Genomic DNA, 21,314 nt, shown 5'->3' on the forward strand with positions numbered 1-21,314 from the left:
ATGGGAAACGGTTCTGCAGTCTTCCGGAAGGGAGGTGGGATAGAGACCGAAACAGGAAAACTCCTATTCTCACAGAAGGAAATCGGATCCCTTCGGGACCTTCTCGGGCAATCTGAGGCGGTCCCGGGCAGTCGAGATGAGCCTCTTTCCAGAAGGGGCTGGGCGTTCACCTCGGGATCCGAAAACTCTCAAGGAAAGGAGAATAGAGATGAAGAGAATGATTGCACTCCTGAGTTGCACTCTTTTCATTCTTTGCCTGGCCGCGGTCGGCACCAAGGCTCAGGAGGCACGGTTCGGCCTCCAGGACATTCCGAAGATAAAGAACAAGAGGACCCTCAACACAGTAGTCGAAACCGGCAAAGTCTGGGACAAGATAATGCCCTATATCGCCGAGTTCACTAAGAAGACCGGCGTCAAAGTCAATGTGGAGCGGGTCGCCTCTCCCGTTGTTTACTCCAAGGAGAACGTGGAGCTCATGGCGGGGACCGGTTACTACGACGTTGTCTACGTCGAAACCTCATGGACTACAGAATGGTCGCCCTATCTCTACAAGCTCTACGACCTGGCTTCTAAGTGGGATCCAGCGGGCATTGAGGGGTTTCGCAAGGATGCAGAGAACCATTCACCCTCGATCCTGATCTGCGGGCAGGCCTACGGCGATCAGATGGTGCTCCCCTTCTACACCTATCACATGGGCATGTTTATCCGCCAAGACGTCTTTGACGATCCGACGGAGCGGGCCAACTTCAAGGCCAAATACGGCTACGACTTGAAACCTGCCACCACCGACAAGGAGCTCTACGACCAGGGAGAGTTCTTCACCAGAAAGAAAGGTGAACCGCTGAAGGGTAAACCCCTCGACCACGATCTCTATGGCCTGGCTATGATGGCTGGGGCGTACCAGATAAACGACGAGATAAGCTGTCGCATCTGGGGGAAGGGATCGGACTACGTAACAGTGGTCAGGGATTCGACCGGCAAGCTGAAAGAATTCGTGATAACCAAGGCGAACAAGCAAGCTCTCAAGGAGACCCTGAGGGAGTACAAGAATGAACTCAAATGGGCCTCTCCGGGCTGCCTCACCGCCAACTTCGACTTCGTTGTCGCCCAGCAGGGAGAAGGGCGGGCGATCATTCAGCCCCACCAATTCTCAAACTGCTTTGCCTGGACCGCGGACATCCTCAGCAAGCACGTCGCTGACGGCCGATTGGGAATATATCCCACCGTTGGCAGCCAGCCTTACACGGGAGCCTGGTCCGTAGGGGTTGCCAAGGCCAGCAAGAATCCTGAAGCCGCCTACTGGCTGGTTCGATACCTCGCCTCCTTTGAGTGTCAGAAAGCGGTCATGAAGGAAGGAGGCCAGTTGAGCACCCGGATGGATGTTCTGCGCGACCCCATGTGGCACACCTCCGAGAACCGCTACCCCTTCGGGATACTCTGTGACTATCTGCTCGACATCTGGCCCAAGCAGGCCAAGTACGTGCCGAACTACTGGTATTTCAATACCAAGGCCGGAGGCAAGGTCTACGAGATGCAGATGCACGTCTTTCACACCCCCATGTCAGGAGAGGCCACCATCGACCAGGCTGTGGCCGAGGCTGAGGCGAGAACCCTCGAGCTGACATCCAAGTTCGACACGATACCGATCCGTGAGGAGAAGTAAAGGGGGACAAACAGGAGCATCCAAGGGGAGGTTCTCCCCTTGGATGCTCCACCGGAACGCGGAGGGATAGATCTTCACGAAACCCACATGCCCGGCTGAAAGACCAAGAGATGGTCCCTCCTTGCGGCACAGGGGCGGAGAAGTGCATTCTCCGGATCGCCGGGAGGGGTAGGTTCCTGGCTCGAAAGACCAGGGTCGCAGCCGGAAAGACCGGGGAGAAAGCCGGGCTTGGCCCGAGGCAAGGAGAAAGGTAAACACGGAAATGGCGCCTGAAAGTACATACGAACCCGTGGCCGAGATGGGGCCGGATACGGCCGTGAGAAAACCGTCGATCTGGGAGATCCTGACGAGCGAGAAATACTTCAAGTGGACCCTCTTGATTCCTCTTTTTGCGTTACTCCTGGTTTTCATGCTGTACCCCCTGTTCTACTGCCTCTACTACTCCTTCTGCCAGTGGGGGATGCAAGGAAAAGCCATCTTTGTCGGCCTGCACAACTACAGGGAGCTCCTCAACGATACGGCATTCATGGAGGCTCTTGCCCGGACGTTCGAGGTCCTTGCGATCTGCATAGTTGCCGAATTGCTCATCGGTTTGGGGTTGGCCCTCTTGTGGAACCGGGAATTCAGAGGCCAGAACGTGGTGCGAGGGCTCGCCCTCCTGCCCTTGCTCGTAGCCCCTCTGGTCCTGTCCCTGTTGTGGAATTTCATGCTGGAATATGACTTCGGTGCGGTGAACCAGATCTTGACCGCCATAGGACTCGGTAAGGTGTACTGGTGGTCGCCTAACCTTGCCCTCTACACCATCTGCTTCATAACCATCTGGCAGTGGTTCCCCTTCTCCGTATTCGTGTTGATCGCCGGTCTAAGAAGCCTGCCGAGAGACGTTTTCGAGGCTGCAAGGGTGGACGGTGCATCGAATTGGTATACCTTCCGGAGGCTCACGCTGCCCATGTTGAGTCCCCTCATCATGATCATCGTCGTACTGAGGGCGATGTGGTTGATAAGGTTGTTCGACCCCCTCTACGGAACGACCCGCGGGGGGGTGAGAACAGAGCTGTTGGACTGGCGTGTCTACAGGACTGCCTTTGTCTACTTCGACATCGGCTATGGATCCTCAATGGCCATATTCTCGCTCTTTCTCACCATCGCGGTATGTGCGGTCATGTACCGCGAGCTCATGAAAGCACTTGGGGTGATAAGGTAAAGATACAGCTATTCGTTATACAACGTGGAGTATTCATCACGCAGATTACAAATTGAGGGAAACCGGAAATGCTCAAGAAAGCCTTGTTCTGGTTTGTAACCGTGATTGTCTTGCTTACGGTCATAGGCCCATTGCTATGGATCTATATTACTGCGTTCAAGTCTTCCGGAGACATATTTACGACAGAGTTGAAAAAACTCGTTGTTTTCACTCCTACTCTCGATAATTTCAAACGCATGTTTACAGACTATCCATTCTGGTTCAATCTTGGCAACACCGCGATCGTCAGCGTGGTAAGCACAATATTCGTCATGCTCGTTTCATTGCCTGCAGCCTACAGCTTTGCCCGCTGGAATACCGGGGGCGGGCATCTGCTCTTTATCACAATCTCAACCAGGATGTTCCCGGGTGTAGTGGCTGCTATTCCCTTCTTTATCATGTTTCGCACCTTTGGGTTGCTCGATACACATGCAGGTATAATTCTGCTCTACATATACTTCAACACGTCATTTGCCACTTTCCTGTTGTATGGATTCTTCAGGGATGTCCCCGAAGAACTGGAACAGGCCGCCATGGTGGACGGCTACGGGCGGATGGAGGTCTTCCGGAAAGTCGTGTTTCCTTTGATCCTGCCGGGGCTGGCAGTGACGACTGTGTTCTGCCTGATATGGTCATGGAACGAGTTCTTCTATGCCTTCCTCTTCACCAGGCTCACTGCCAGGACAGTCACCGTGTTGATATCTTCCTTCTGGGGCTCCATCGAGGTCCAATACGGACCGATGGCAGCCGGCGCTGCTGTAGCGATACTTCCGACGTTGATTGCCGCCTGGTTTATGCAGCGCTATGTCATCAGGGGATTGACCTTCGGAGCGGTGAAAGGCTAGAGGGGTCGAGTTTTCCGGTGCTGCCCCGCCGGGCAAGACGGTATTACGGGTTTGGTTGGCAAAACAATCGGTCTTGAGGTGCGTGAGATATGCTGCCGCGAATGACGATGGGAAATTGGCTCTTCTGGGCGGTTATGGCCTGGATCGGTTTCAACCTGCTCTGGCTCAGGTTTGTGGAGAGATTTGTGCCCCAATTGGTGGGGGCTATCATCGCCACGTTTATTGCCATGGTGCTGTTCAAATATGGTCCTCGACCAGAGGAAGAGGAGGAAGAAGAGGAGGAGTAGCCATGGCAGAAGTGACACTCGAGAGGGTAACGAAATCATACGGCCGCAAGTCGGCCGTGAAAGGGGTGACCCTCACCTGCAGGGAAGGAGAATTCTTCTCCATCGTCGGCCCCACGGGCGCAGGAAAGAGTACGATTCTCAAGATGATCGCAGGTATTGAGGAAGCCACCTCGGGTACCATATATTTCAACGGCCGGGCCGTGAACAACCTTCCCCCCCAGGAAAGAAACGTATCCATGGCTTTTGAGGCATACAACCTCTACCCCCATCTCAGCGTATACGACAACATCGCCTTCCCCTTGCGGGCTCCCCGTTGGGCGCTGAAGCTGTCCCCCCAAGAAGAACGAAGAAGGGTTGACGAGATAGCCAGCTTCCTCGGAATCGGGGAGCTTCTCGAGAGGCTGCCGCAGCACCTGAGCGGGGGCCAGAGGCAGCGCGTCTCCCTGGCCAGGGCGCTTGTCAGAAGACCTGAGGTCTACCTTCTCGACGAACCCATCGCCCACCTCGATGCCAGGCTGAAGTTCTCTACCCAGACTCTCCTCAAGGAGTTTGCCTCAAAGTACCGGAGCACCGTTATTTACGTTACCCATGACTACCGGGAGGCTCTCGCCTTGTCCGATCGTATGGCGGTCTTGAGAAAGGGGACCATAGAGCACGAAGGCACCCCCGAAGAGGTCTACAATACCCCCGCCACGGATTTCGTCGGGAGATTGATCGGAGAGCCCCCGATGAACCTGCTCGACGGCCAAATCGTGACTCAAAACGGCAAGACCATCTTCAAAGTCGGAGACGATCTCGCTATCCGGATTCGAGATGATCTCGTGGACTCGGCAGTCGGAGTGGCCAGGCAGGAAAACGGCAAGGCCGTAGTCCGGCTCGGCATCAGGTGTGAGCATATCCGACTCGGCAAGGAGAGGATTTCGGACGACTCTTTTCGGTTGCCCGTCTACGCACTTCTCCACGAGGCGGAGAGCAGCATGGTCACCTTCGAGTTGGAAGATACTTTTCTCTATGTCAGAGCCAGGGGAGAGAAACGCCTGTCCGACTATCACATATCAGAGCCGGTCTGGCTCGATTTTGATCAGAACCACATCTTCTTTTACCGCAAGACAGTAGAAATTTCCAAAGCATAGGAGTCCTGGAGAGTGAGCAGAGTCGATCTGAATCATGTTTGGAAGATCTACCCCCGGGGCAACGTCATAGCAGTGAAGGATCTGACGCTTGTCTGCCACGACAAGGAGTTTCTGGCCATCTTGGGTCCCTCAGGGGGCGGCAAGAGTTCCACCTTACGCATGCTGGCGGGGCTGGAGGAAGTTACCCGGGGAGAGATCCTTTTTGACGGAAGAGTTGTGAACAACCTCGGGCCGGCAGAAAGGAACATCGCTCTCGCTTTCGAGTCTTATGCCTTATACCAGCGGATGACCGTCTACGAAAATATCGCCTTTCCTCTGAAGGCCAGGGGAATGAAAAAGAGCATGGTGGACGAGAAGGTCAAATCGATTGCTCAGCTTCTTGACCTGACCTCGGTGCTGAACAAGTACCCGTCATCCCTGGCAGGCGGCCACCAGCAAAGAGTCTCTCTTGCTCGTGCTTTTGTGCGAAAGCCCAATGTGACCCTTCTCGACGAGCCTATCTCGCACATGGACCAGCGCGTGCGGGCCGAATTGAGAGCCCGAATCCGGAGGCTTCATGATGAACTCGGTCTCACCACGATCTATGTTACCCACGACCAGGCGGAGGCGACCTCCCTTTGTGACCGCCTCGCGATTTTGAGGCAGGCTGAATTGCAACAGATCGGAACGGTGGAGGAGATATGGAGTCGGCCCGCGAACCGGTTCGTGGCGTACTTCGTTGGAGAACCGGCAATGAACTTCATCGAAGGGCGGGTTGAGAGCCCGGAGACCGTCTCTATCCCAAACCATCAGGGAAACAGGATCTTTCGGTTCACCGGGGAAGTAGATCCAAGATACGTGGGTGCCGAGATTACAATCGGGGTCCGTCCCCAGCATCTGAGGGTTTCCCAAGTCGAGGGGAGAGAGGCCTCTGTCCCCGGGCTGGTCAAGATCGTCGAATTTCAGGGTGATACGACGGTCTTGACAATAAGGCTCGGCAACCAGGCGAACAAAGAGGTCAAGGCGGTCGTTCCGGCGGCGGAAAAATTCGGAGTGAACGATGCTGTCTGGCTCGGCTTCAGCCCTGATGTTATCCATCTCTTCGATAAGGAGACCCCGATACTGCAAAGGAAAAACCGGTAGAAATTCTATGTACTTCGACGGGACGAGATCGGCGGGGGGTTCCGGGTTGGAACCTCGCTCCTCCTTTGCCGGTGGTTTGTGATCCCCTTTAACCTCGGGTTTTCTCCGGCTATCGGGAGAAGTCCCACGACAGCCCGCCTCCCCGGTATCCGAGAAGCCGGCGGAGGAGGCGGACGATGATCTCGCCGAGTTCTGAGCAGACAGACCTTGCCTGCATCGACGATCATCACACGGAGGATTGTCCATGACAGAGCGTATTTCCGGAATCATTGCCCCCGTTACCACGCCTTTTGCAGATGAGGAACTCTCCATCGACCACCTGAGGAGTAATATCCGTCAATACGGCGAAACGCCTCTGGCTGGTTTTTTTGCCCTTGGAAGCAACGGCGAGAACAAGAGCCTGACGGAAGAGGAGAAGCTGAAAATCATCGAAACCGTGGTCGAAGAAAAATCAGAAGGCCAGATCGTCATGGCAGGAACCGGTTATGAGTCGACCCGCCAGACGATCGCTTTTTCAAAGAAGGCCGCGGAATTAGGCGCGGACTGCGTGTCTCTTTTGACCCCGTCCTATTTCAAGAAGAGACTGACCGACGAAGCCATGATCCGCTACTACACGGAGGTGGCCGAGGCCCTTGATGTTCCCGTGCTCGCATACAATGCACCCGGCTTCACCGGGATGACCCTCTCGGCCCGGGTCATAGAGAAGATCTCCCAGCATCCCAACGTTGCAGGCATGAAGGACACATCGCCGGACGGCCTCGCCCGGTATCTGGCCGTCCGTGGGGAGAACTTCGACGTCCTATCCGGAACGATCAATACCCTGTTTATCGGGTTGAGTCTGGGCGCCTCGGGAGGTGTCGTCTCTCTGGCAAACGCCTTTCCCCTTCCCTGCTGCGAACTCTACAACAGGTTCCAAGAAGGGGACCTCGAAGGGGCTCGCGAGTTGCACTACAGACTCTTCAATCTCAACCAGACCGTCTCTGGGAGCTTCGGCGTGGCAGGTGTGAAGTATGCCATGGAAGTGGCCGGTTATTACGGCGGCCTTCCGCGGCGTCCCCTTCTCCCCCTCACGGACGGTGACAAGGAGTCGATCAGGCGGGCCATCTCCAAAGCAGGATTGGCCGAGCCGGGACAGCCATAGTGTGACAGGACCGGGGCACCTGCACAGGACCGCTCCCATCGTCTCCAAAGGAGGTAAGCGATGAAGTATTTGGTAAACATCGAGGACATGAAACCAGATGAGGAGGAGCGTTCTCTCCGATACGCGGTCAAAGACCGGAAGAGCGAGATCTTGAGGGATACCTATTTCCTCGTCGACCCCGAGAATTCACCCTCCAGGAACTTGAAGATGGGGTTCACCATCATCTATCCAACCGGCAGGACGACCGGCCATGCCCACGAGGACATGGAAGAGGTCTATTTCGTCGTTTCCGGGAGGGGCAGGATGGTGGTCGGGGAGGATGAGTTTTCCATACGGGCCGGTGATGCATTCTACATACCCTTCGGTGAATTCCACGTAACCTACAATACCGGCATCGAGCCCTTGAAGATCGTCTGGGTGACAGGCCGGATCCAGGAGAAGCAAGAAGGATAGAAAAAAATGGAAGACCATCTGATGCTTATCGACGGAGAGTGGGTCGGCTCGAGCAGTGGAGCTTTCATAGAGGTCGAAAATCCGGCCACAGAGGAGGTTTTTGCCCGTGTGCCCGAGGCCACCGGCCGGGAGGTAACCCTGGCGCTGGAGGCTGCCCAAAGGGCCTTCCCGGGCTGGTCCAGGCTCTCTCCCGATCAACGGGGAGAGTATCTCTGGCAGGCCAGCCACATTTTGGAGGAACGGAAGGAAGAGATCGCGCGGGTTCTGACCAGGGAGCAGGGAAAACCCGTCAAGGAAGCGGTGGGAGAGATAGAGAAGACCGTCGAGATGCTCCGCTATTATGCCGAGGAAGGCAAGCGAGCCTATGGTCAGATCATTCCGAACCCAGACCCGAGTTACCAGAGCCTCGTGCTCCGGCAGCCCATAGGAGTGGTTGCGGCCCTATCGCCGTGGAACTATCCAGTGGAGTTGACCGGGTGGAAGGCCGCGGCTGCTCTGGCAGCGGGTTGCACGGTCGTTGCCAAACCACCATCCCTCACCCCCCTTTCGCCTCTCCAGTTCTGGAAGTGCCTGGCCGATGCAGGTATCCCGAGGGGGGTCATCAATGCAGTAACCGGTCCGGGAAGGACTCTGGGCCGCCAACTCATCCAGAGCCCCATCACGGGGAAGATCGCCTTCACCGGTTCCGCCGAAGTCGGACAGGATATCCTCGCCAACTGCAAGGGAGTGAAGAAGATATCCCTCGAACTGGGGGGGCACTGTCCGCTCATCATCAGCAGGAATTCCGATCTATCCAGTGCCGTCAGGGGGGCGGTGAGGAGGTCCTTCCGGAACATGGGACAGATCTGTATCGCCATCAACAGGATATATGTGCACGAGTCCATCTCAGAGTCCTTCCTGGAGGAGTTCGCAAAAGCCGCTTCCGGTCTCGCCATAGGGAACGGCCTGGACAAGGACCCCTGCGACCTCGGTCCCATGGCAAGCCGGGAGGGCCTCGAAAAAACGAAGCGCCATATCCAGGATGCCCTTTCAAAGGGAGCACGCCTGGTCTGTGGAGGAAAGAGACCAGACGGTGCGGAATTCGCCAGAGGGTACTTCTTTGAGCCCACCATCCTGGCCGATGTGGACCACCACATGCTCCTCATGAACGAGGAGACCTTCGGACCGGTCGTTGGTGTCATGACGTTTCAGACCCTCCAAGAAGCGGTCGAGCTTGCCAACTCCACCCCCTATGGACTGGCGAGCTATGTCTACACCAATGATCTCCACGAGATGGCCTATCTCACGAGGGAACTCCAGGCCGGCAGTGTCGCTGTGAACAACGTGGATGCAGGCATCATCAATGCGCCATACGGGGGTTGGAAACAGAGCGGCGTGGGTTACGAACACGGGCATGCGGGACTCGAAGAGTACCTCCACCAGAAACACATCCGGATTCGATATCATGAGGCTGTTTCGTGACCGGCAGGGGCATTCAAATCGCTCGAGGAGCGAGGTAGCCCTCGTATAACGAAAATTTCGAACCCACCCGAGGAGACCGCACGGTCAAAAACCTCGAAACCGACTGGATATTACCATGGCACGACAATTGGTGATAGGAATCGATATCGGGACTTCGACTTGCAAGGCACTGCTGGTCGACCATGAGGGGAACGTGGTGGCCCGGGAATCGGAGGAGAATCCCCTGTCAACTCCCCAGCCGGGCTGGTCCGAGCAGGACCCCGAGGACTGGTGGCAGGCGGTCAGGGTTACGATCCAGAGACTCCTGAAGAGACTCGACAGGGCGGCCGAGATCAAGGCCATCGGGCTGAGCGGCCAGATGCACGGCCTGGTTGCCCTCGGCAGGGACGGGGTCCCGCTGCGGCCCTGCATTCTCTGGAACGACCAGCGGACGGAAAAACAGTGTGAGGAGATCCACCAAAAGGCCGGGGGCGTGGACGGCCTGCTGAAACTCACCAACAATCGGATGCTTCCGGGATACACGGGGGGAAAGATAATCTGGGTTCGCCAGCACGAACCCCGTCTCTACGAGAAGATAAGAAAGATCCTGAACCCCAAGGACTACATCAGGTACCGCCTGACAGGGGAGTATGCAACCGAAGTATCCGAGGCCTCCGGAACAGGGCTGTTCAACGTCCGCGCGAGGGAGTGGTCCTACCGGCTCCTTGAACTTCTCGACATCCCCAAGGACTGGCTTCCCAAATGCTACGAGTCGGCAGAGATCAGCGGCCAGGTCACCAAGAGCGTCGCCTCCGACCTGGGCCTCCCGGCAGGGCTGCCTGTCGCCGGCGGTGGGGGGGACGCGGTCGCCCAGACCACCGGGACGGGGATGATTGAACCGGGAATCCTGGGTACGACCATCGGAACCGCAGGAATCGTTGCCATGGCGCTCGACAGGTGCTATGACAACCCAGAGGGGAAACTCCAGATCTTCTGCAACAACATGCCCGACAAGTGGCACGCCATGGGTGTCACCTTGGCCGCCGGGGGATCTCTGAGATGGTTCCGTGACGTGCTGGGAGGGATGGAAAAAGAGATCTCCCGCTGGACAGGGGAGGACGCGTACGAGATTCTCTGCCGAGAGGCCTCCAAGGCCGGGCCTGGATCAGAGGGACTGCTCTTTCTCCCCTATCTCATCGGCGAGAGGTGCCCCCATGTGGATCCCCAGGCCAGGGGTGCCTTTGTGGGCCTCACCCTCCGTCACGGCCGATCCCATATAGTCCGGAGCCTCCTCGAAGGGGTGATCTTCAGCCTCATGGACACGGCACAACTGATCAGGGAGATGGGAATCCCCGTAACCCAGATACGCACGTCGGGCGGGGGGGCCCTGAGTGGTTTCTGGCGCCAGATCCACGCCGACGTGTTCAACAGCGAGGTTGTCACCGTGAGCGGCAGCGGCGAGGGTGGGGCCTACGGTGCAGCCCTTGTGGCAGGTGCGGGTGTAGGGGTCTGGCCGAGTGTGGAGGAAGCCGTCCGGGTCCTGAAGGTGGAGACGAGAGACCTTCCGGTCCCGGCACAAGCAGAGGTGTACGGCAGACTGTTCCCCATCTACCGGGGACTCTACCGTAGTCTCAAGGACAGCTTTGACCGCATTGCGGAGGTATCCGGCTAGCCGGCAGCCGAGCCGAGGTGGCCCTGCCAAAAGAGGGTGAGGGAGGATTCGAAGAGCCTCAAGGGACTACAAGAAGAGGCGACGCAACAGGGGAAGGGAAACCCCCTGTTCACCCGGGGAACGTACGGAGTGCCTAGACATGGGGATTCTGGACCTCTTTTCCTTGGAAGGAAAGACGAGCTACGTGACAGGAGGCGCCCGGGGAATCGGCAGGAGCATAGCCTTCGGCCTCGCCGAGGCGGGCGCAAAGGTGGCTGTCGTCGACATAGACGGCCGAGAGGCCGAAAAGACCGCTCACCAACTCCTCGAGTCTGGTTATGAATCCTTTGCCATCCACGCCGATGTGACCAAGAAGGATGAGGTTCTCCACATGGTGGAGAAGGTGGTTCTGAGATGGGGAAGACTCGACATAGGGGTGAACAACGCTGGCAAGTGCCTCAATGCTCCGGGGGAAGAGATGGGAGAAGACCAGTGGGATGATGTGGTGAACCTCAACCTGAAAGGGGTCTTTCTGTCCTGCCAGGCTGCAGGACGCGTCATGATCAGCCAGAAGGCCGGGTCGATTATCAACATCGCCTCCATGTCAGCCCGAATCGTCAATCACCCACAGCCCCAGGTGGCCTACAACGCCTCAAAGGCAGGGGTGATCATGGTCACCAGATCCCTTGCGGCGGAATGGGCACCCCATGGCGTCCGGGTGAACAGCATCAGCCCCGGGTATACGGCCACGGAACTGACCCTCAGAATGGGAGATCTCTTTCCCAAGTGGGTGGAGATGACCCCCATGAGGCGCCTGGCACAGCCGGATGAGATGAAGGGGGCTGCCGTCTACCTGGCCTCAGAGGCTTCCAGGTTCGTCACCGGACACGACCTGGTAATCGATGGGGGCTTCACCCTGTGGTAGGCTGTCCGCACCAGGCAGAAGGTTGGACTGCCGAGATGAAGACGGTCTTGCTCCCGGAGCCCATTCGCCCCGAGGGACGATCCCTTCTCGAAGGCCGGGTAAGGATCCTGGATGCCCCGAAGACCGGACCGGAGACGACAAAGAGGCTGATCCCCACCGCTTTCGGTGCCGCTCAGGCCGTCCTCGACGTGCTGGAGGGGAGAAGACCACCTAACGTTTTCAATGGGAAGGGGCTTGCGATCGAGAAGGGGGGGGAGAGAGAAAGCCTAGGTCCGGAGTTCTGGTATGTCCGCATACTGGTCCAATGCCTCCGGATTTGCCAGGGCGTCCCTGTTGGGAACCGGCCTGCCGTGGATCACATCCCTCACTGCCAGTTCGACCTTTTTCATGCTGATCGTGTACGGTATGTCCTTCACGGCGATGATCTTGGCGGGAACGTGTCTGGGGGTCGTGCTTTCCCTTATGGTTTTCTTGATTCTTGAGACCAACTCCTCTGTCAGCTCTATCCCTGGTGCCAGCTTTACAAAGAGGATCACCCGGATGTCGTTCTCCCAGTCCTGACCCACCACGATACTGTCTGCCACCTCGTCCATCGACTCCACCACGGCATAGATGTCTGCCGTTCCGATCCGCACTCCACCCGGGTTGAGGGTGGCGTCGGACCGGCCGTAGATGATCATCCCTCCCGTCTCGGTGATCTCGGCAAAATCCCCGTGGCGCCAGACATTGGGATAGACCTCAAAATACGCCGCCCTGTACCTTGAGCCGCCCGGGTCGTTCCAGAAATAGAGGGGCATCGAGGGAAACGGCGCCGTACATACGAGTTCCCCCTTCTGGCAGATCACCGGATTCCCTTCACCATCAAAGACCTCCACCTTCATACCGAGACCCCGGCACTGGAGTTCCCCCTTGTAGACCGGTCCGATAGGATTCCCCAAGGCAAAGCATCCGTTGAGGTCAGTTCCACCGGAGATGGAAGCCAGTTGAAGATCGCCCTTGACCTCCCGGTAGACGTATTCGAAGCTCTCACCCACGAGGGGAGAACCCGTCGACAGGATCGCCCGGAGCCTCGACAGATCATGATCCCGTCCCGGCCGGAGACCCTCCTTTTCGATGGCCCCTATGTACCTTGGACTCGTCCCGAAGACCGTGATCCCCTCATCCTCGGCGAGCCTCCACAGGGCACCCGGATCCGGGTAGAAGGGGGAGCCGTCAAAGAGCACGACAGTGGCCCCCAGGGCCAGGGAGCTCACCAGCCAGTTCCACATCATCCAACCACAGGTCGTGAAGTAGAAGACCCTGTCTCCCCTCTCAATGTCGGTATGAAGCTTGAGCTCCTTGATGTGGTTGATCAGGACACCGCCGACCCCCTGGACCATACACTTGGGAAGCCCGGTTGTCCCAGAGGAATACATTATGTAGAGAGGATGGTCGGAGGGAACCTGCTCGAATTCTATATCGAGCCCCCCATCCTTGGAGATGAAATCCCCGTAGAGGACGGCCTTTGGGAGAGTCCGTATTTCCGGCCTCCCCTGGATATAGGGCACGACCACCACCCTCTCGATGGAGGGAAGCCCTTTCAGGATCTCCCGAATCCTTCCAAGAGAGTCGATAGTCCTGCCGTTGTACGAGTATCCGTCAGCCGTAAAGAGGACCTTCGGCTCGATCTGCCCGAACCGGTCCAGGACCCCCTTGATGCCGAAGTCGGACGAGCACGACGACCAGGCTGCCCCGAGGCTCGTAGTAGCCAGCATGGCTACAACAGTCTCAATCATGTTGGGCATGAACCCGACAACCCGGTCATCGGGTCCGACTCCGGTCCGGCGCAGGGACTCGGCAAGACGGGCCACCGAATCGTACAGCTCGCCGTAGGTCATGCGAACCGCCTCTCTTGCCTCGCCCTTGAAGATCAGAGCCTCACGGCCGTCCCGGTAGCGCAGCAGATTCTCCGCAAAGTTCATTCTCGCCCCGACGAACCACTTGGCCCCGGGAAACTTCTCGAGATCGTCCACGACCCTCTCGTATCCCCGGGATGCCCTCACACCACCGAACTCCCACATGGCCTCCCAGAAGTCGGGAATCCTCTCTACCGACCACTCGTAGAGCTCGGAATAGCTCTCGAACCGCCTGGAGTACTTACCGTTGACAAACCGCATGAACCGGGTCATATTGGCCTTGTCTATCCGGTCCTCTGATGGCATCCAAAGCGGCTCCTTCATTGTCCCGCCTCCCCGCAAACGGGTTCGAGACCGCATCTCTTACACCCGGGGGTCTCCGTCCTTCTCGATGTATCTCGCCACAAGGTCTCCCACCTCGGAAGTGGTCACGCCCATCCTTCCCGCCTCCATGCTCTTCATATGGTCCTGTATGACCTTCATCACGGCCCTCTCCACGAGGCGGGCGGCCCCGTGCTCTCCGAGATGGTCCAGCATCATCTGGCCGGCCAGGATGGCGGCCAAAGGATTTATCAGGTTTTTCCCCGCATACTTCGGCGCAGACCCTCCGATCGGTTCAAACATCGAGGTCCCACCCGGATTTATGTTTCCCCCGGCCGCGACCCCCATTCCTCCCTGGATCGTGGCCCCGAGGTCCGTGATGATATCGCCAAACATGTTATCGGTCACGATCACATCGAACCTCTCGGGGTTCTTGACCATCCACATGGAGATGGCGTCCACGTGAGCGTAGTCTCTCTCCACATCCGGGAACTCCCGGCCCACCTCACCAAAGACCCTCTCCCAGAGGTCGAAGGCATAGGTGAGGACATTGGTCTTGCCGCAAAGGGTGAGCCTCTTGCCCTTGTTCCGCTGCCGGCAATACTCAAATGCGTATCGCAGGCACCGCTCCACCCCTTTGCGGGTATTGACTGACTCCTGGAGGGCCACCTCGTCCGGGGTCCCCTTTCGCAGGAAACCCCCTGAACCGGTGTAGAGTCCCTCGGTGTTCTCTCTCACCACGACAAAATCGATATCCTCCGGACCCTTGTCCTTCAGGGGCGTATCCACCCCCGGGTAGAGCTTCACCGGCCGAAGATTGATGTATTGGTCAAGGGAGAACCTCAGGGTGAGAAGGATCCCCTTTTCCAGGATCCCCGGCCTCACATCAGGATGCCCGATGGCGCCGAGATATATGGCATCGAGTCCTCGGAGCTCCTGGAGGGCGGAATCCGGGATCAACTCCCCCGTTCTCAGATACCTCTCCCCGCCGAAATCGTAACGGACCAGGTCATACCGAAAATCCGCTTTCCCCGCGGCTGCCTCCAGGACCTTCAGCCCCTCGGCAACAACCTCCGGCCCGGTTCCATCACCCGGAATCACGCCGATCCTGTACGTCTTTCCCATCTACCTCCTCCTCCTGGCTATATGTTGCATCAGCCCCCCGTCATCTATGATCTGCCGCATAAAGGGAGGGATCGGATTGGACTTGAAAACAAGGCCTGTCGTCACGTTGGTTATCTCACCACTGGTCAAGTCCACCTCAAGCTCATGGCCGTCCTCGATCCCATCGACGGCCTCGCCGCTCTCGACGATGGGGAGACCCATGTTAAAGGCATTTCTATAGAATATCCTGGCAAAACTCCTGGCGATGATGCAGGATATCCCCCTGGCCTTGATGGCGATTGGAGCGTGTTCCCTGGAAGATCCACAACCGAAGTTCGTACCGGCAACGATCATGTCCCCGGACTTCACCCCCCTTGCAAACTCCGGGTTTTCGTCCTCCATACAGTGTTCAGCCAGGACATCCGGGTCTGCCACGTTGAGATAACGGGCAGGGATGATGGCGTCTGTGTCGACGTTTGAACCGAATTTCCAGGCCCTTCCCCTCAGCTTCATCTCAGAAGTCTCCTTTCCCCTGTCTACTCCTCCAGACCGAGCTCCTCGGGACCGCCTATCCTTCCCAGAACGGCCGACGCGGCCGCCACGGCAGGGTTGGACAGATAGACCTCGCTCTCCGGATGTCCCATTCTCCCCACAAAATTCCTGTTGGTGGTGGCAATGGCCCTCTCCCCCTTTGCCAGGACCCCCATGTAGCCTCCAAGACAGGGCCCGCAGGTTGGAGGGCTGATCACTGCCCCCGCATCGAGGAAGATCTCGAAGAGGCCCTCTTTCATCGCCTGCCGGTAGATGGTGGGAGTGGCCGGGATCACGATCAGCCTGACCCCGGGCGAGACGCTGTGGCCCCTGAGCACCCGAGCCGCGGTCCTCAGGTCGCCCAACCATCCGTTGGTACAGGAACCGATCACGGCCTGATCGATACGGATCTCTCCGATCTCACCCATCTCCTTGGTATTGCTCGGCAAATGGGGCAAGGCCACCTGTGGCCCGATCTGGGAGACATCGAACTCCCTTATCTCCCCGTATTCCGCTCCAGGGTCGCTCTGGAAAAAACGGTATTCCCGTCCGGCCCTCTCTCTCACATACTCCTCTGTTACCCTGTCGGGAGGGAATATGCCGTTCTTGGCACCGGCCTCAATAGCCATATTGGCCATGGTGAAGCGCTCCTCCATGGGAAGCCCCTCCATGGTTTCTCCGCTGAACTCTATGGCCTTGTACAGGGCTCCGTCAACCCCTATCCTGCCGATGGTGAAAAGGATGAGGTCTTTCCCATCCACCCAGGGCGCAAGCCTCCCCCTGTAGACGATCTTGAGGGTCTCTGGAACTTTGAACCAGAGTTCACCTGTAATCATGACTGCCGCCAAGTCGGTACTCCCCACGCCCGTGGAAAATGCGCCCAAGGCCCCATAGGTACAGGTATGGCTGTCCGCTCCCACAACCAGATCACCCGGAAGGACAAGCCCCTGTTCGGGAAGGAGTGCATGTTCGATCCCTACCCGGCCCACTTCGTAGTAGTGGTCGATCTGCTGCTCCCTGGCAAAATCTCTCAGGATCCTACACTGTTCGGCCGACGGTATGTCCTTGTTCGGTGCAAAGTGGTCGGGGACCAGGACAAGCCTGCCCTTGTCAAAGACTCTTTTGGCACCGGCCTTTCTGAACCTGTCGATTGCTATGGGAGCGGTGATATCGTTACCCAGGGCAACGTCCACTTTCGCGTTTATGAGCTGGCCTGGATGGACCTCTTCCAGACCGGCATGGGCTGCAAGGATCTTCTCTGTTATGGTCATCTCCATGGTGATTCTGGCCTCCTTCTGCCTTCAACCGGCGCTACACCCAACCGCGTTGCGCTCCCGTCGAAGAGCCGGACACGAATACTCGAAAACGACCTGCCTCAAAGGGTCAAAGGGTATGCTCTATTCTAGCAGAACAAGCCGGGCTGTGCCATAGATAATACCAAAGCGGGAAAGAGGAATCCACCAGGGAGGGCATCGCTACCGCCTTCCACCGAGCCCTGCCGGTGGGGACCCGTGTCCACTATCCAAGAATTTGTCTCCTCCGTTCAACAGAGGCAACCAGATGCTAAGGACCACTCGTTTGGGTCTCGGTACGAGCCGGAGTGGGAAGAGGCCCGGGGGTAGCCCACCGAACATGAACAGGCTTTCCTGCTTGATCTTTTCAAAAAGCAGGATACACAGTCCACTTGAATAATCCAGGCATCCCTCGGCAATTCTTGCGTCATGGATACTCGCAAGTACTTCACCCGATCTTCGGTGAAGCCCTTCCTACTATTAGAAATCTTTTCAGGATTTTCTTCTATTCCTATCACTTATTTTTGGAGCATATCTTTTCTTTGCCAAATATAGTAAGGGCTTCTTTCCTTAATCCAGCCTTCATAGCCAAGTTCCTTGATCTTCAACAGATTCCTGTAAGGAGTATCGCCACAGCGCGGTCTCGGCTAGTGCTCATTACCTGTGTAGATCCACATTGGCTCTGTCTTGCCGGCCCTCACGAATCCAAGGGCTTCATAAAACTCTATTGCATCAACATCAGCGATCAAGATTTGCTGATGGAATCCGGAATATTTTTTCTTCAAAGCCTCCATCATTTTTCTCCCAATGCCCTTGCGTTGGTATTCCGGGTGCACCAACATGTGCGGATAATAAACAACCAAATACCCATCCGATATTGCATTAGCAATACCAACAAGCCTGCCTGATATACGCGCTGTCACGAGAGAATGAGAACCACGCAAAGCAGACAAAAGCAATTGAGGCTTCTCAGCCGATGACCATTTGTTAGCCTTATATATTTCCAGGACTTCTTCCTCTTCTATGTGTTCATTGAAGGCTACTTCGATTTGCATGCCACCTCCGATCCGTCTAATGAACAAATTCTCTCTGTCGCTCTCTGGGGTCGGGCCATTCTATCATATTGAATATTCTGAATAAACGTCCCCAAAATAGGTGTTTTTCGCCCCTATATCGTCTTTTTTGCCCCCCAAATAGGTGCCGTAGGGCGTTGATGCTTCCCGGAGCGGCTAGGCCTCATCAGTGCCTACGATCCGCCTTCCTTATGAACGTGGCTTGAAGTGACTCCGTAGTTCGATATGCTGAGTCCATAGGCCTTCCTGCCATTGAAGAGCCGATCAAGCCATCCGCGCAGATCTTTTGCGAACTTAAGCAACAATCCCCTCTGGTGGCATCGGCCCGTCAGGTGCCATACTTGCCCCGGGATATAGTATCTTTTGGCCTTTGCCATCGCTAACTCAAATGACCTACTTTCTGCCCCTGAAAAGTTCAACATAGGGCCTAAATAGGGCCCTTTCTATATCTTTTCGTCAATAGTTTAGAAGGCTTAACTTGGCCCGACTCCGATTCCGAACCATTTTCAACCCAACATTCCCGATGGTTGTTTTCCACCTTGAATCATCAGTCGTATGCCAAACGTGTTGCCTCGTCCGTGAGGACGTGCTTGATGCGTTCCTGCCACCTGTCAGACTCCCATGTGCCTAATTCCCGGTGTGTGAGATAATAGTTTTGCGGAATCGGATGAGTTCCGACGACCACGTCTATATCGTATTTTGTCGGGATAAACGAACAAAAATCTTCCAGGTATGGGCAGGGAGGATAGCCGACCACCAAACCCGTAGCCAAATGGATGACATCTGTTCCATTCTTTTTCATCTCCGCCGGGCAGTGCTCTACGTTTCCACCGGGGCAGCCTCCGCAGGTGGTATAGCCCACTAGTTCGACTTCCTCTCCCTTGTACAGAGAAAATGCTCCTTCACGATTTCTCAAAGATCGCAAGCACTTCCCGCCCGCACAAGCACGGTAACGGTTGCAGATAATTATGCTAATTCTCTTCATCTTTCTTGCTCCTTTTTGATCTTGTACGGTAATGTCCTAAACTTGCCGTAAAAATGGTTTTAGGGGTTGAGCCTTGGCCAGAATGCGATAAGCCCTGGCAGGCAACAAAAACAAACAAAGGAGGCCCAACCCCATGAAGAAGATACCACAATCAGAGGAGACGAGGAAGATGATTCGGCAAGTGATCGTTCACGGAACGGCTGGAGGCGGGGATCCCACGCGGATGGGGGACGCCTATGAAGCATGGCTAACAAGGTTTTGCATAAAATCATACGCGTCCCATAACCTCTTGACACATAGACCTGATTTACAAGCCGGCCGTTCGAAGTTCCTCAAGAAATGTCGGCAGATCACAGGACAGGCACCGCTCGTTCCCGGCAGGCTTTTTTGTCTGGGAAACCAGGAAGCGCCGCGAGGCCTTGATAATGTCGGCAGCCTTGTTCAGGCGCGCTACGTCGTCGGTTGACGGAGAGGAGGTCAGCTTGACCTCGACCGCCCAGATCTCTTTCCCAAAATCCAGAACGAGGTCCAGTTCGTGTTGATCCGCGGCCCTGAAGTAGTACGCGATGAGTCTGCGGCCCAGCGAGGAAAGCTCTCCCAATGCCTGCTCGATGACGTAGCCCTCCCAACTCGCCCCGACCCAAGGCTGCACAAACAAGGCGCGCTCGTTGGGAACGTTCAACAACGCATGTACGAGACCGCTGTCGCGCCAGTAGAGCTTGGGCCTTTTGACGAGGCGCTTTCTGACGTTTGCCTGGTAGGCCGGCAGCTGCCGAAGCAAGAACGCGCCCATCAGGTAATCGAGGTAGTTGTTTACGGTATGGTACGAGAGCCCCAGGCTTTGCCCCACCTGGGCCGCGTTCCACACTTGGCCGTGGAGCGCGGCCAGCATTCGGAGCAGTCGATCCGTCACCTGCGGTTTCGCGGGCAGCCCCCACATGGCCAGGTCGCGCTGGGCCAGAAGCGCGAGATAGTCAATCTGCCACCGCGGATAGCGCTCGGGCTCCAGCACCCCGCCCTCGGGATACCCCCCGCACAGCCAGTGCCGCCCGCGGGACGCCTTTGTCTTCAGCTCCGACAGGAGGAACGGCGTGAGTTCCACCAAAGACAGACGGCCTGCCAGCGACTCCGAGACATGGGTCATCAACGAGGGGGATACGGAGCTCAGGAGCAAAAAGCGCCCCTTGCGGCCGCGGTCCCGATCGATTGCTCCCCGCAGGCGCACAAAGACCTCCGGCCAGGACTGGGCTTCGTCCAGAATCAAGAGCTCTTTCCCTGCCACGAGGTCGTCCCATTCGAGGTCCAGGCGTAGGCGGTCCGACTCCTGTTCGAGGTCGAAGTACACCCCGCACATGGACTGCGCCAGCGTGGTCTTGCCGCACTGCCGCGGCCCCACCAGTGCCACTGCCGGGTAGGCCGCAAGGCGCTCCTCTATCTGTTTCTGGACGGCTCGCTTTATCATGTCTTGTATTATAGAATCTTATTTCTATTTTGCAAGGACAAATTTCAGGCCACTGAAAGATTCGTTCACACAACTACCCCAGGACTCTTTCGGTAACCTTAACCGTGTCATCGGGCAGGACATGGCCCTGGAAGCTTTCCACCGGATGGGGGACGCCTATGATTTCATGCTTTACTTCTTATCAGTTTTTCTAGTACTGTGGACGCATGCCAAGGAGAACGAGATTAGATGCTGCCGGTGCCATCCATTGCATCGTCATCCGCCATCCCTAATCATGTACATTGGATCCGTCCCGGGTCGTGGCAAGGATCCCCAGGCTGTCGCAAATCCTGAAGTCTGCTTTGCTACCGGGCCAATCGTGAACCGGGAATGAGCATGGTTGAGTTGTCACGTCGCCTGAAGATTTCCCGGTCAGCCCTGAGTAGGCATCGGTGAGGGGTGAAAAAATCGCTGTTCAAAGTAACTTCCGCCTATGAAGCATGGCTAACAAGGTTTTGCATAAAATGATAGGCGTCCCCTAACCTCGTTCTCCACACCACGTGTGGCGCTTAACCCATAGAATTTATAGTATTTACGGAATCCGGCGATTTGCGAAGCGATCCATACTTTGAGGAACAAGTCAACGTGTGGAGAATGAGGACTTTCCCCAAAATTTTTAGAAAAGTTGAACAGCAAAAGGCAGTAACAGTTGACCCTCAACTTCTCTTCTTACCAGATTGGGCGTTATTCCTGTTTTGGAGGCAAAAAG

At 56.6% G+C, this 21,314-nt stretch carries 20 protein-coding genes; 12 read left to right on the forward strand and 8 right to left on the reverse strand.

Going from position 1 to position 21,314, the window contains the following annotated elements; all coding sequences use genetic code 11:
• Positions 1-208 precede the first annotated feature (208 nt).
• The 11 genes from JRJ26_12545 to JRJ26_12595 all read left to right on the forward strand — a co-directional run bounded on the left by JRJ26_12545 (position 209) and on the right by JRJ26_12595 (position 11,903).
• Complete coding sequence (locus JRJ26_12545; GenBank protein ID MBW2058313.1) at positions 209-1,663, forward strand: extracellular solute-binding protein; 1,455 nt, start codon at positions 209-211, stop codon at positions 1,661-1,663.
• Positions 1,664-1,961: 298 nt separating this feature from the next.
• Positions 1,962-2,867, forward strand: a complete 906-nt coding sequence (locus JRJ26_12550; GenBank protein MBW2058314.1) for a sugar ABC transporter permease — start codon at positions 1,962-1,964, stop codon at positions 2,865-2,867.
• Between the two features lie 68 nt (positions 2,868-2,935).
• Positions 2,936-3,751 (forward strand): carbohydrate ABC transporter permease, encoded by an 816-nt coding sequence (locus JRJ26_12555; GenBank protein ID MBW2058315.1) that lies wholly within the window; start codon positions 2,936-2,938, stop codon positions 3,749-3,751.
• 89 nt (positions 3,752-3,840) lie between these two features.
• Positions 3,841-4,038, forward strand: a complete 198-nt coding sequence (locus tag JRJ26_12560; protein MBW2058316.1) for a hypothetical protein — start codon at positions 3,841-3,843, stop codon at positions 4,036-4,038.
• 2 nt (positions 4,039-4,040) lie between these two features.
• Positions 4,041-5,171 (forward strand): ABC transporter ATP-binding protein, encoded by a 1,131-nt coding sequence (locus JRJ26_12565; GenBank protein MBW2058317.1) that lies wholly within the window; start codon positions 4,041-4,043, stop codon positions 5,169-5,171.
• A 12-nt stretch (positions 5,172-5,183) separates the two neighbouring features.
• Complete coding sequence (locus tag JRJ26_12570) at positions 5,184-6,293, forward strand: ABC transporter ATP-binding protein (GenBank protein MBW2058318.1); 1,110 nt, start codon at positions 5,184-5,186, stop codon at positions 6,291-6,293.
• Positions 6,294-6,537: 244 nt separating this feature from the next.
• Positions 6,538-7,434 carry a dihydrodipicolinate synthase family protein gene (locus JRJ26_12575; GenBank protein ID MBW2058319.1) on the forward strand — a complete coding sequence of 299 codons (897 nt, stop codon included), beginning with the start codon at positions 6,538-6,540 and terminating at the stop codon, positions 7,432-7,434.
• 60 nt (positions 7,435-7,494) lie between these two features.
• The gene (locus JRJ26_12580) at positions 7,495-7,887 is read left to right on the forward strand and encodes a cupin domain-containing protein (GenBank protein MBW2058320.1); all 393 of its coding nucleotides are present in this window, start codon (positions 7,495-7,497) and stop codon (positions 7,885-7,887) included.
• A gap of 6 nt (positions 7,888-7,893) precedes the next feature.
• Complete coding sequence (locus JRJ26_12585) at positions 7,894-9,348, forward strand: NAD-dependent succinate-semialdehyde dehydrogenase (protein ID MBW2058321.1); 1,455 nt, start codon at positions 7,894-7,896, stop codon at positions 9,346-9,348.
• Between the two features lie 115 nt (positions 9,349-9,463).
• Positions 9,464-10,999, forward strand: a complete 1,536-nt coding sequence (gene xylB / locus JRJ26_12590) for a xylulokinase (GenBank protein ID MBW2058322.1) — start codon at positions 9,464-9,466, stop codon at positions 10,997-10,999.
• Positions 11,000-11,138: 139 nt separating this feature from the next.
• A complete protein-coding gene (locus tag JRJ26_12595; GenBank protein ID MBW2058323.1) occupies positions 11,139-11,903 on the forward strand; it encodes an SDR family oxidoreductase in 765 nt (254 codons plus the stop codon).
• A gap of 266 nt (positions 11,904-12,169) precedes the next feature.
• Here the strand turns inward: JRJ26_12595 and JRJ26_12600 are convergent, their stop codons facing one another.
• The 8 genes from JRJ26_12600 to JRJ26_12635 all read right to left on the reverse strand — a co-directional run bounded on the left by JRJ26_12600 (position 12,170) and on the right by JRJ26_12635 (position 20,566).
• On the reverse strand, positions 12,170-14,122 hold the full coding sequence (locus JRJ26_12600; protein MBW2058324.1) for an acetoacetate--CoA ligase: 1,953 nt from the start codon (positions 14,120-14,122) through the stop codon (positions 12,170-12,172).
• Positions 14,123-14,161: 39 nt separating this feature from the next.
• A complete protein-coding gene (locus JRJ26_12605; GenBank protein MBW2058325.1) occupies positions 14,162-15,244 on the reverse strand; it encodes a 3-isopropylmalate dehydrogenase in 1,083 nt (360 codons plus the stop codon).
• Positions 15,245-15,736 (reverse strand): 3-isopropylmalate dehydratase small subunit, encoded by a 492-nt coding sequence (locus tag JRJ26_12610; GenBank protein ID MBW2058326.1) that lies wholly within the window; start codon positions 15,734-15,736, stop codon positions 15,245-15,247.
• Between the two features lie 23 nt (positions 15,737-15,759).
• Complete coding sequence (gene leuC / locus JRJ26_12615) at positions 15,760-17,031, reverse strand: 3-isopropylmalate dehydratase large subunit (GenBank protein MBW2058327.1); 1,272 nt, start codon at positions 17,029-17,031, stop codon at positions 15,760-15,762.
• 662 nt (positions 17,032-17,693) lie between these two features.
• Complete coding sequence (locus tag JRJ26_12620) at positions 17,694-18,101, reverse strand: GNAT family N-acetyltransferase (GenBank protein MBW2058328.1); 408 nt, start codon at positions 18,099-18,101, stop codon at positions 17,694-17,696.
• 191 nt (positions 18,102-18,292) lie between these two features.
• The gene (locus JRJ26_12625) at positions 18,293-18,496 is read right to left on the reverse strand and encodes a hypothetical protein (protein MBW2058329.1); all 204 of its coding nucleotides are present in this window, start codon (positions 18,494-18,496) and stop codon (positions 18,293-18,295) included.
• 170 nt (positions 18,497-18,666) lie between these two features.
• Complete coding sequence (locus tag JRJ26_12630; GenBank protein ID MBW2058330.1) at positions 18,667-19,104, reverse strand: CGGC domain-containing protein; 438 nt, start codon at positions 19,102-19,104, stop codon at positions 18,667-18,669.
• Between the two features lie 307 nt (positions 19,105-19,411).
• Positions 19,412-20,566, reverse strand: a complete 1,155-nt coding sequence (locus tag JRJ26_12635) for an ATP-binding protein (protein ID MBW2058331.1) — start codon at positions 20,564-20,566, stop codon at positions 19,412-19,414.
• 369 nt (positions 20,567-20,935) lie between these two features.
• On the opposite strand from JRJ26_12635, the gene JRJ26_12640 reads away from it, so the two are divergent.
• Positions 20,936-21,001 (forward strand): hypothetical protein, encoded by a 66-nt coding sequence (locus JRJ26_12640; GenBank protein MBW2058332.1) that lies wholly within the window; start codon positions 20,936-20,938, stop codon positions 20,999-21,001.
• Positions 21,002-21,314 lie beyond the last annotated feature (313 nt).

This window comes from Deltaproteobacteria bacterium, assembly GCA_019308905.1.
Taxonomy (GTDB): Bacteria; Desulfobacterota; BSN033; order WVXP01; family WVXP01; genus JAFDHF01.

What these genes read in the sequence shown, in the direction of transcription:
- JRJ26_12545 (MBW2058313.1), top strand. Translation starts at nt 209, where the DNA reads ATGAAGAGAATGATTGCACTCCTGAGTTGCACTCTTTTCATTCTTTGC.
- JRJ26_12550 (MBW2058314.1), top strand. Translation starts at nt 1,962, where the DNA reads ATGGGGCCGGATACGGCCGTGAGAAAACCGTCGATCTGGGAGATCCTG.
- JRJ26_12555 (MBW2058315.1), top strand. Translation starts at nt 2,936, where the DNA reads ATGCTCAAGAAAGCCTTGTTCTGGTTTGTAACCGTGATTGTCTTGCTT.
- JRJ26_12560 (MBW2058316.1), top strand. Translation starts at nt 3,841, where the DNA reads ATGCTGCCGCGAATGACGATGGGAAATTGGCTCTTCTGGGCGGTTATG.
- JRJ26_12565 (MBW2058317.1), top strand. Translation starts at nt 4,041, where the DNA reads ATGGCAGAAGTGACACTCGAGAGGGTAACGAAATCATACGGCCGCAAG.
- JRJ26_12575 (MBW2058319.1), top strand. Translation starts at nt 6,538, where the DNA reads ATGACAGAGCGTATTTCCGGAATCATTGCCCCCGTTACCACGCCTTTT.
- JRJ26_12580 (MBW2058320.1), top strand. Translation starts at nt 7,495, where the DNA reads ATGAAGTATTTGGTAAACATCGAGGACATGAAACCAGATGAGGAGGAG.
- JRJ26_12585 (MBW2058321.1), top strand. Translation starts at nt 7,894, where the DNA reads ATGGAAGACCATCTGATGCTTATCGACGGAGAGTGGGTCGGCTCGAGC.
- xylB (MBW2058322.1), top strand. Translation starts at nt 9,464, where the DNA reads ATGGCACGACAATTGGTGATAGGAATCGATATCGGGACTTCGACTTGC.
- JRJ26_12595 (MBW2058323.1), top strand. Translation starts at nt 11,139, where the DNA reads ATGGGGATTCTGGACCTCTTTTCCTTGGAAGGAAAGACGAGCTACGTG.
- JRJ26_12600 (MBW2058324.1), bottom strand. Translation starts at nt 14,122, where the DNA reads ATGAAGGAGCCGCTTTGGATGCCATCAGAGGACCGGATAGACAAGGCC.
- JRJ26_12605 (MBW2058325.1), bottom strand. Translation starts at nt 15,244, where the DNA reads ATGGGAAAGACGTACAGGATCGGCGTGATTCCGGGTGATGGAACCGGG.
- JRJ26_12610 (MBW2058326.1), bottom strand. Translation starts at nt 15,736, where the DNA reads ATGAAGCTGAGGGGAAGGGCCTGGAAATTCGGTTCAAACGTCGACACA.
- leuC (MBW2058327.1), bottom strand. Translation starts at nt 17,031, where the DNA reads ATGGAGATGACCATAACAGAGAAGATCCTTGCAGCCCATGCCGGTCTG.
- JRJ26_12620 (MBW2058328.1), bottom strand. Translation starts at nt 18,101, where the DNA reads ATGCAAATCGAAGTAGCCTTCAATGAACACATAGAAGAGGAAGAAGTC.
- JRJ26_12625 (MBW2058329.1), bottom strand. Translation starts at nt 18,496, where the DNA reads ATGGCAAAGGCCAAAAGATACTATATCCCGGGGCAAGTATGGCACCTG.
- JRJ26_12630 (MBW2058330.1), bottom strand. Translation starts at nt 19,104, where the DNA reads ATGAAGAGAATTAGCATAATTATCTGCAACCGTTACCGTGCTTGTGCG.
- JRJ26_12635 (MBW2058331.1), bottom strand. Translation starts at nt 20,566, where the DNA reads ATGATAAAGCGAGCCGTCCAGAAACAGATAGAGGAGCGCCTTGCGGCC.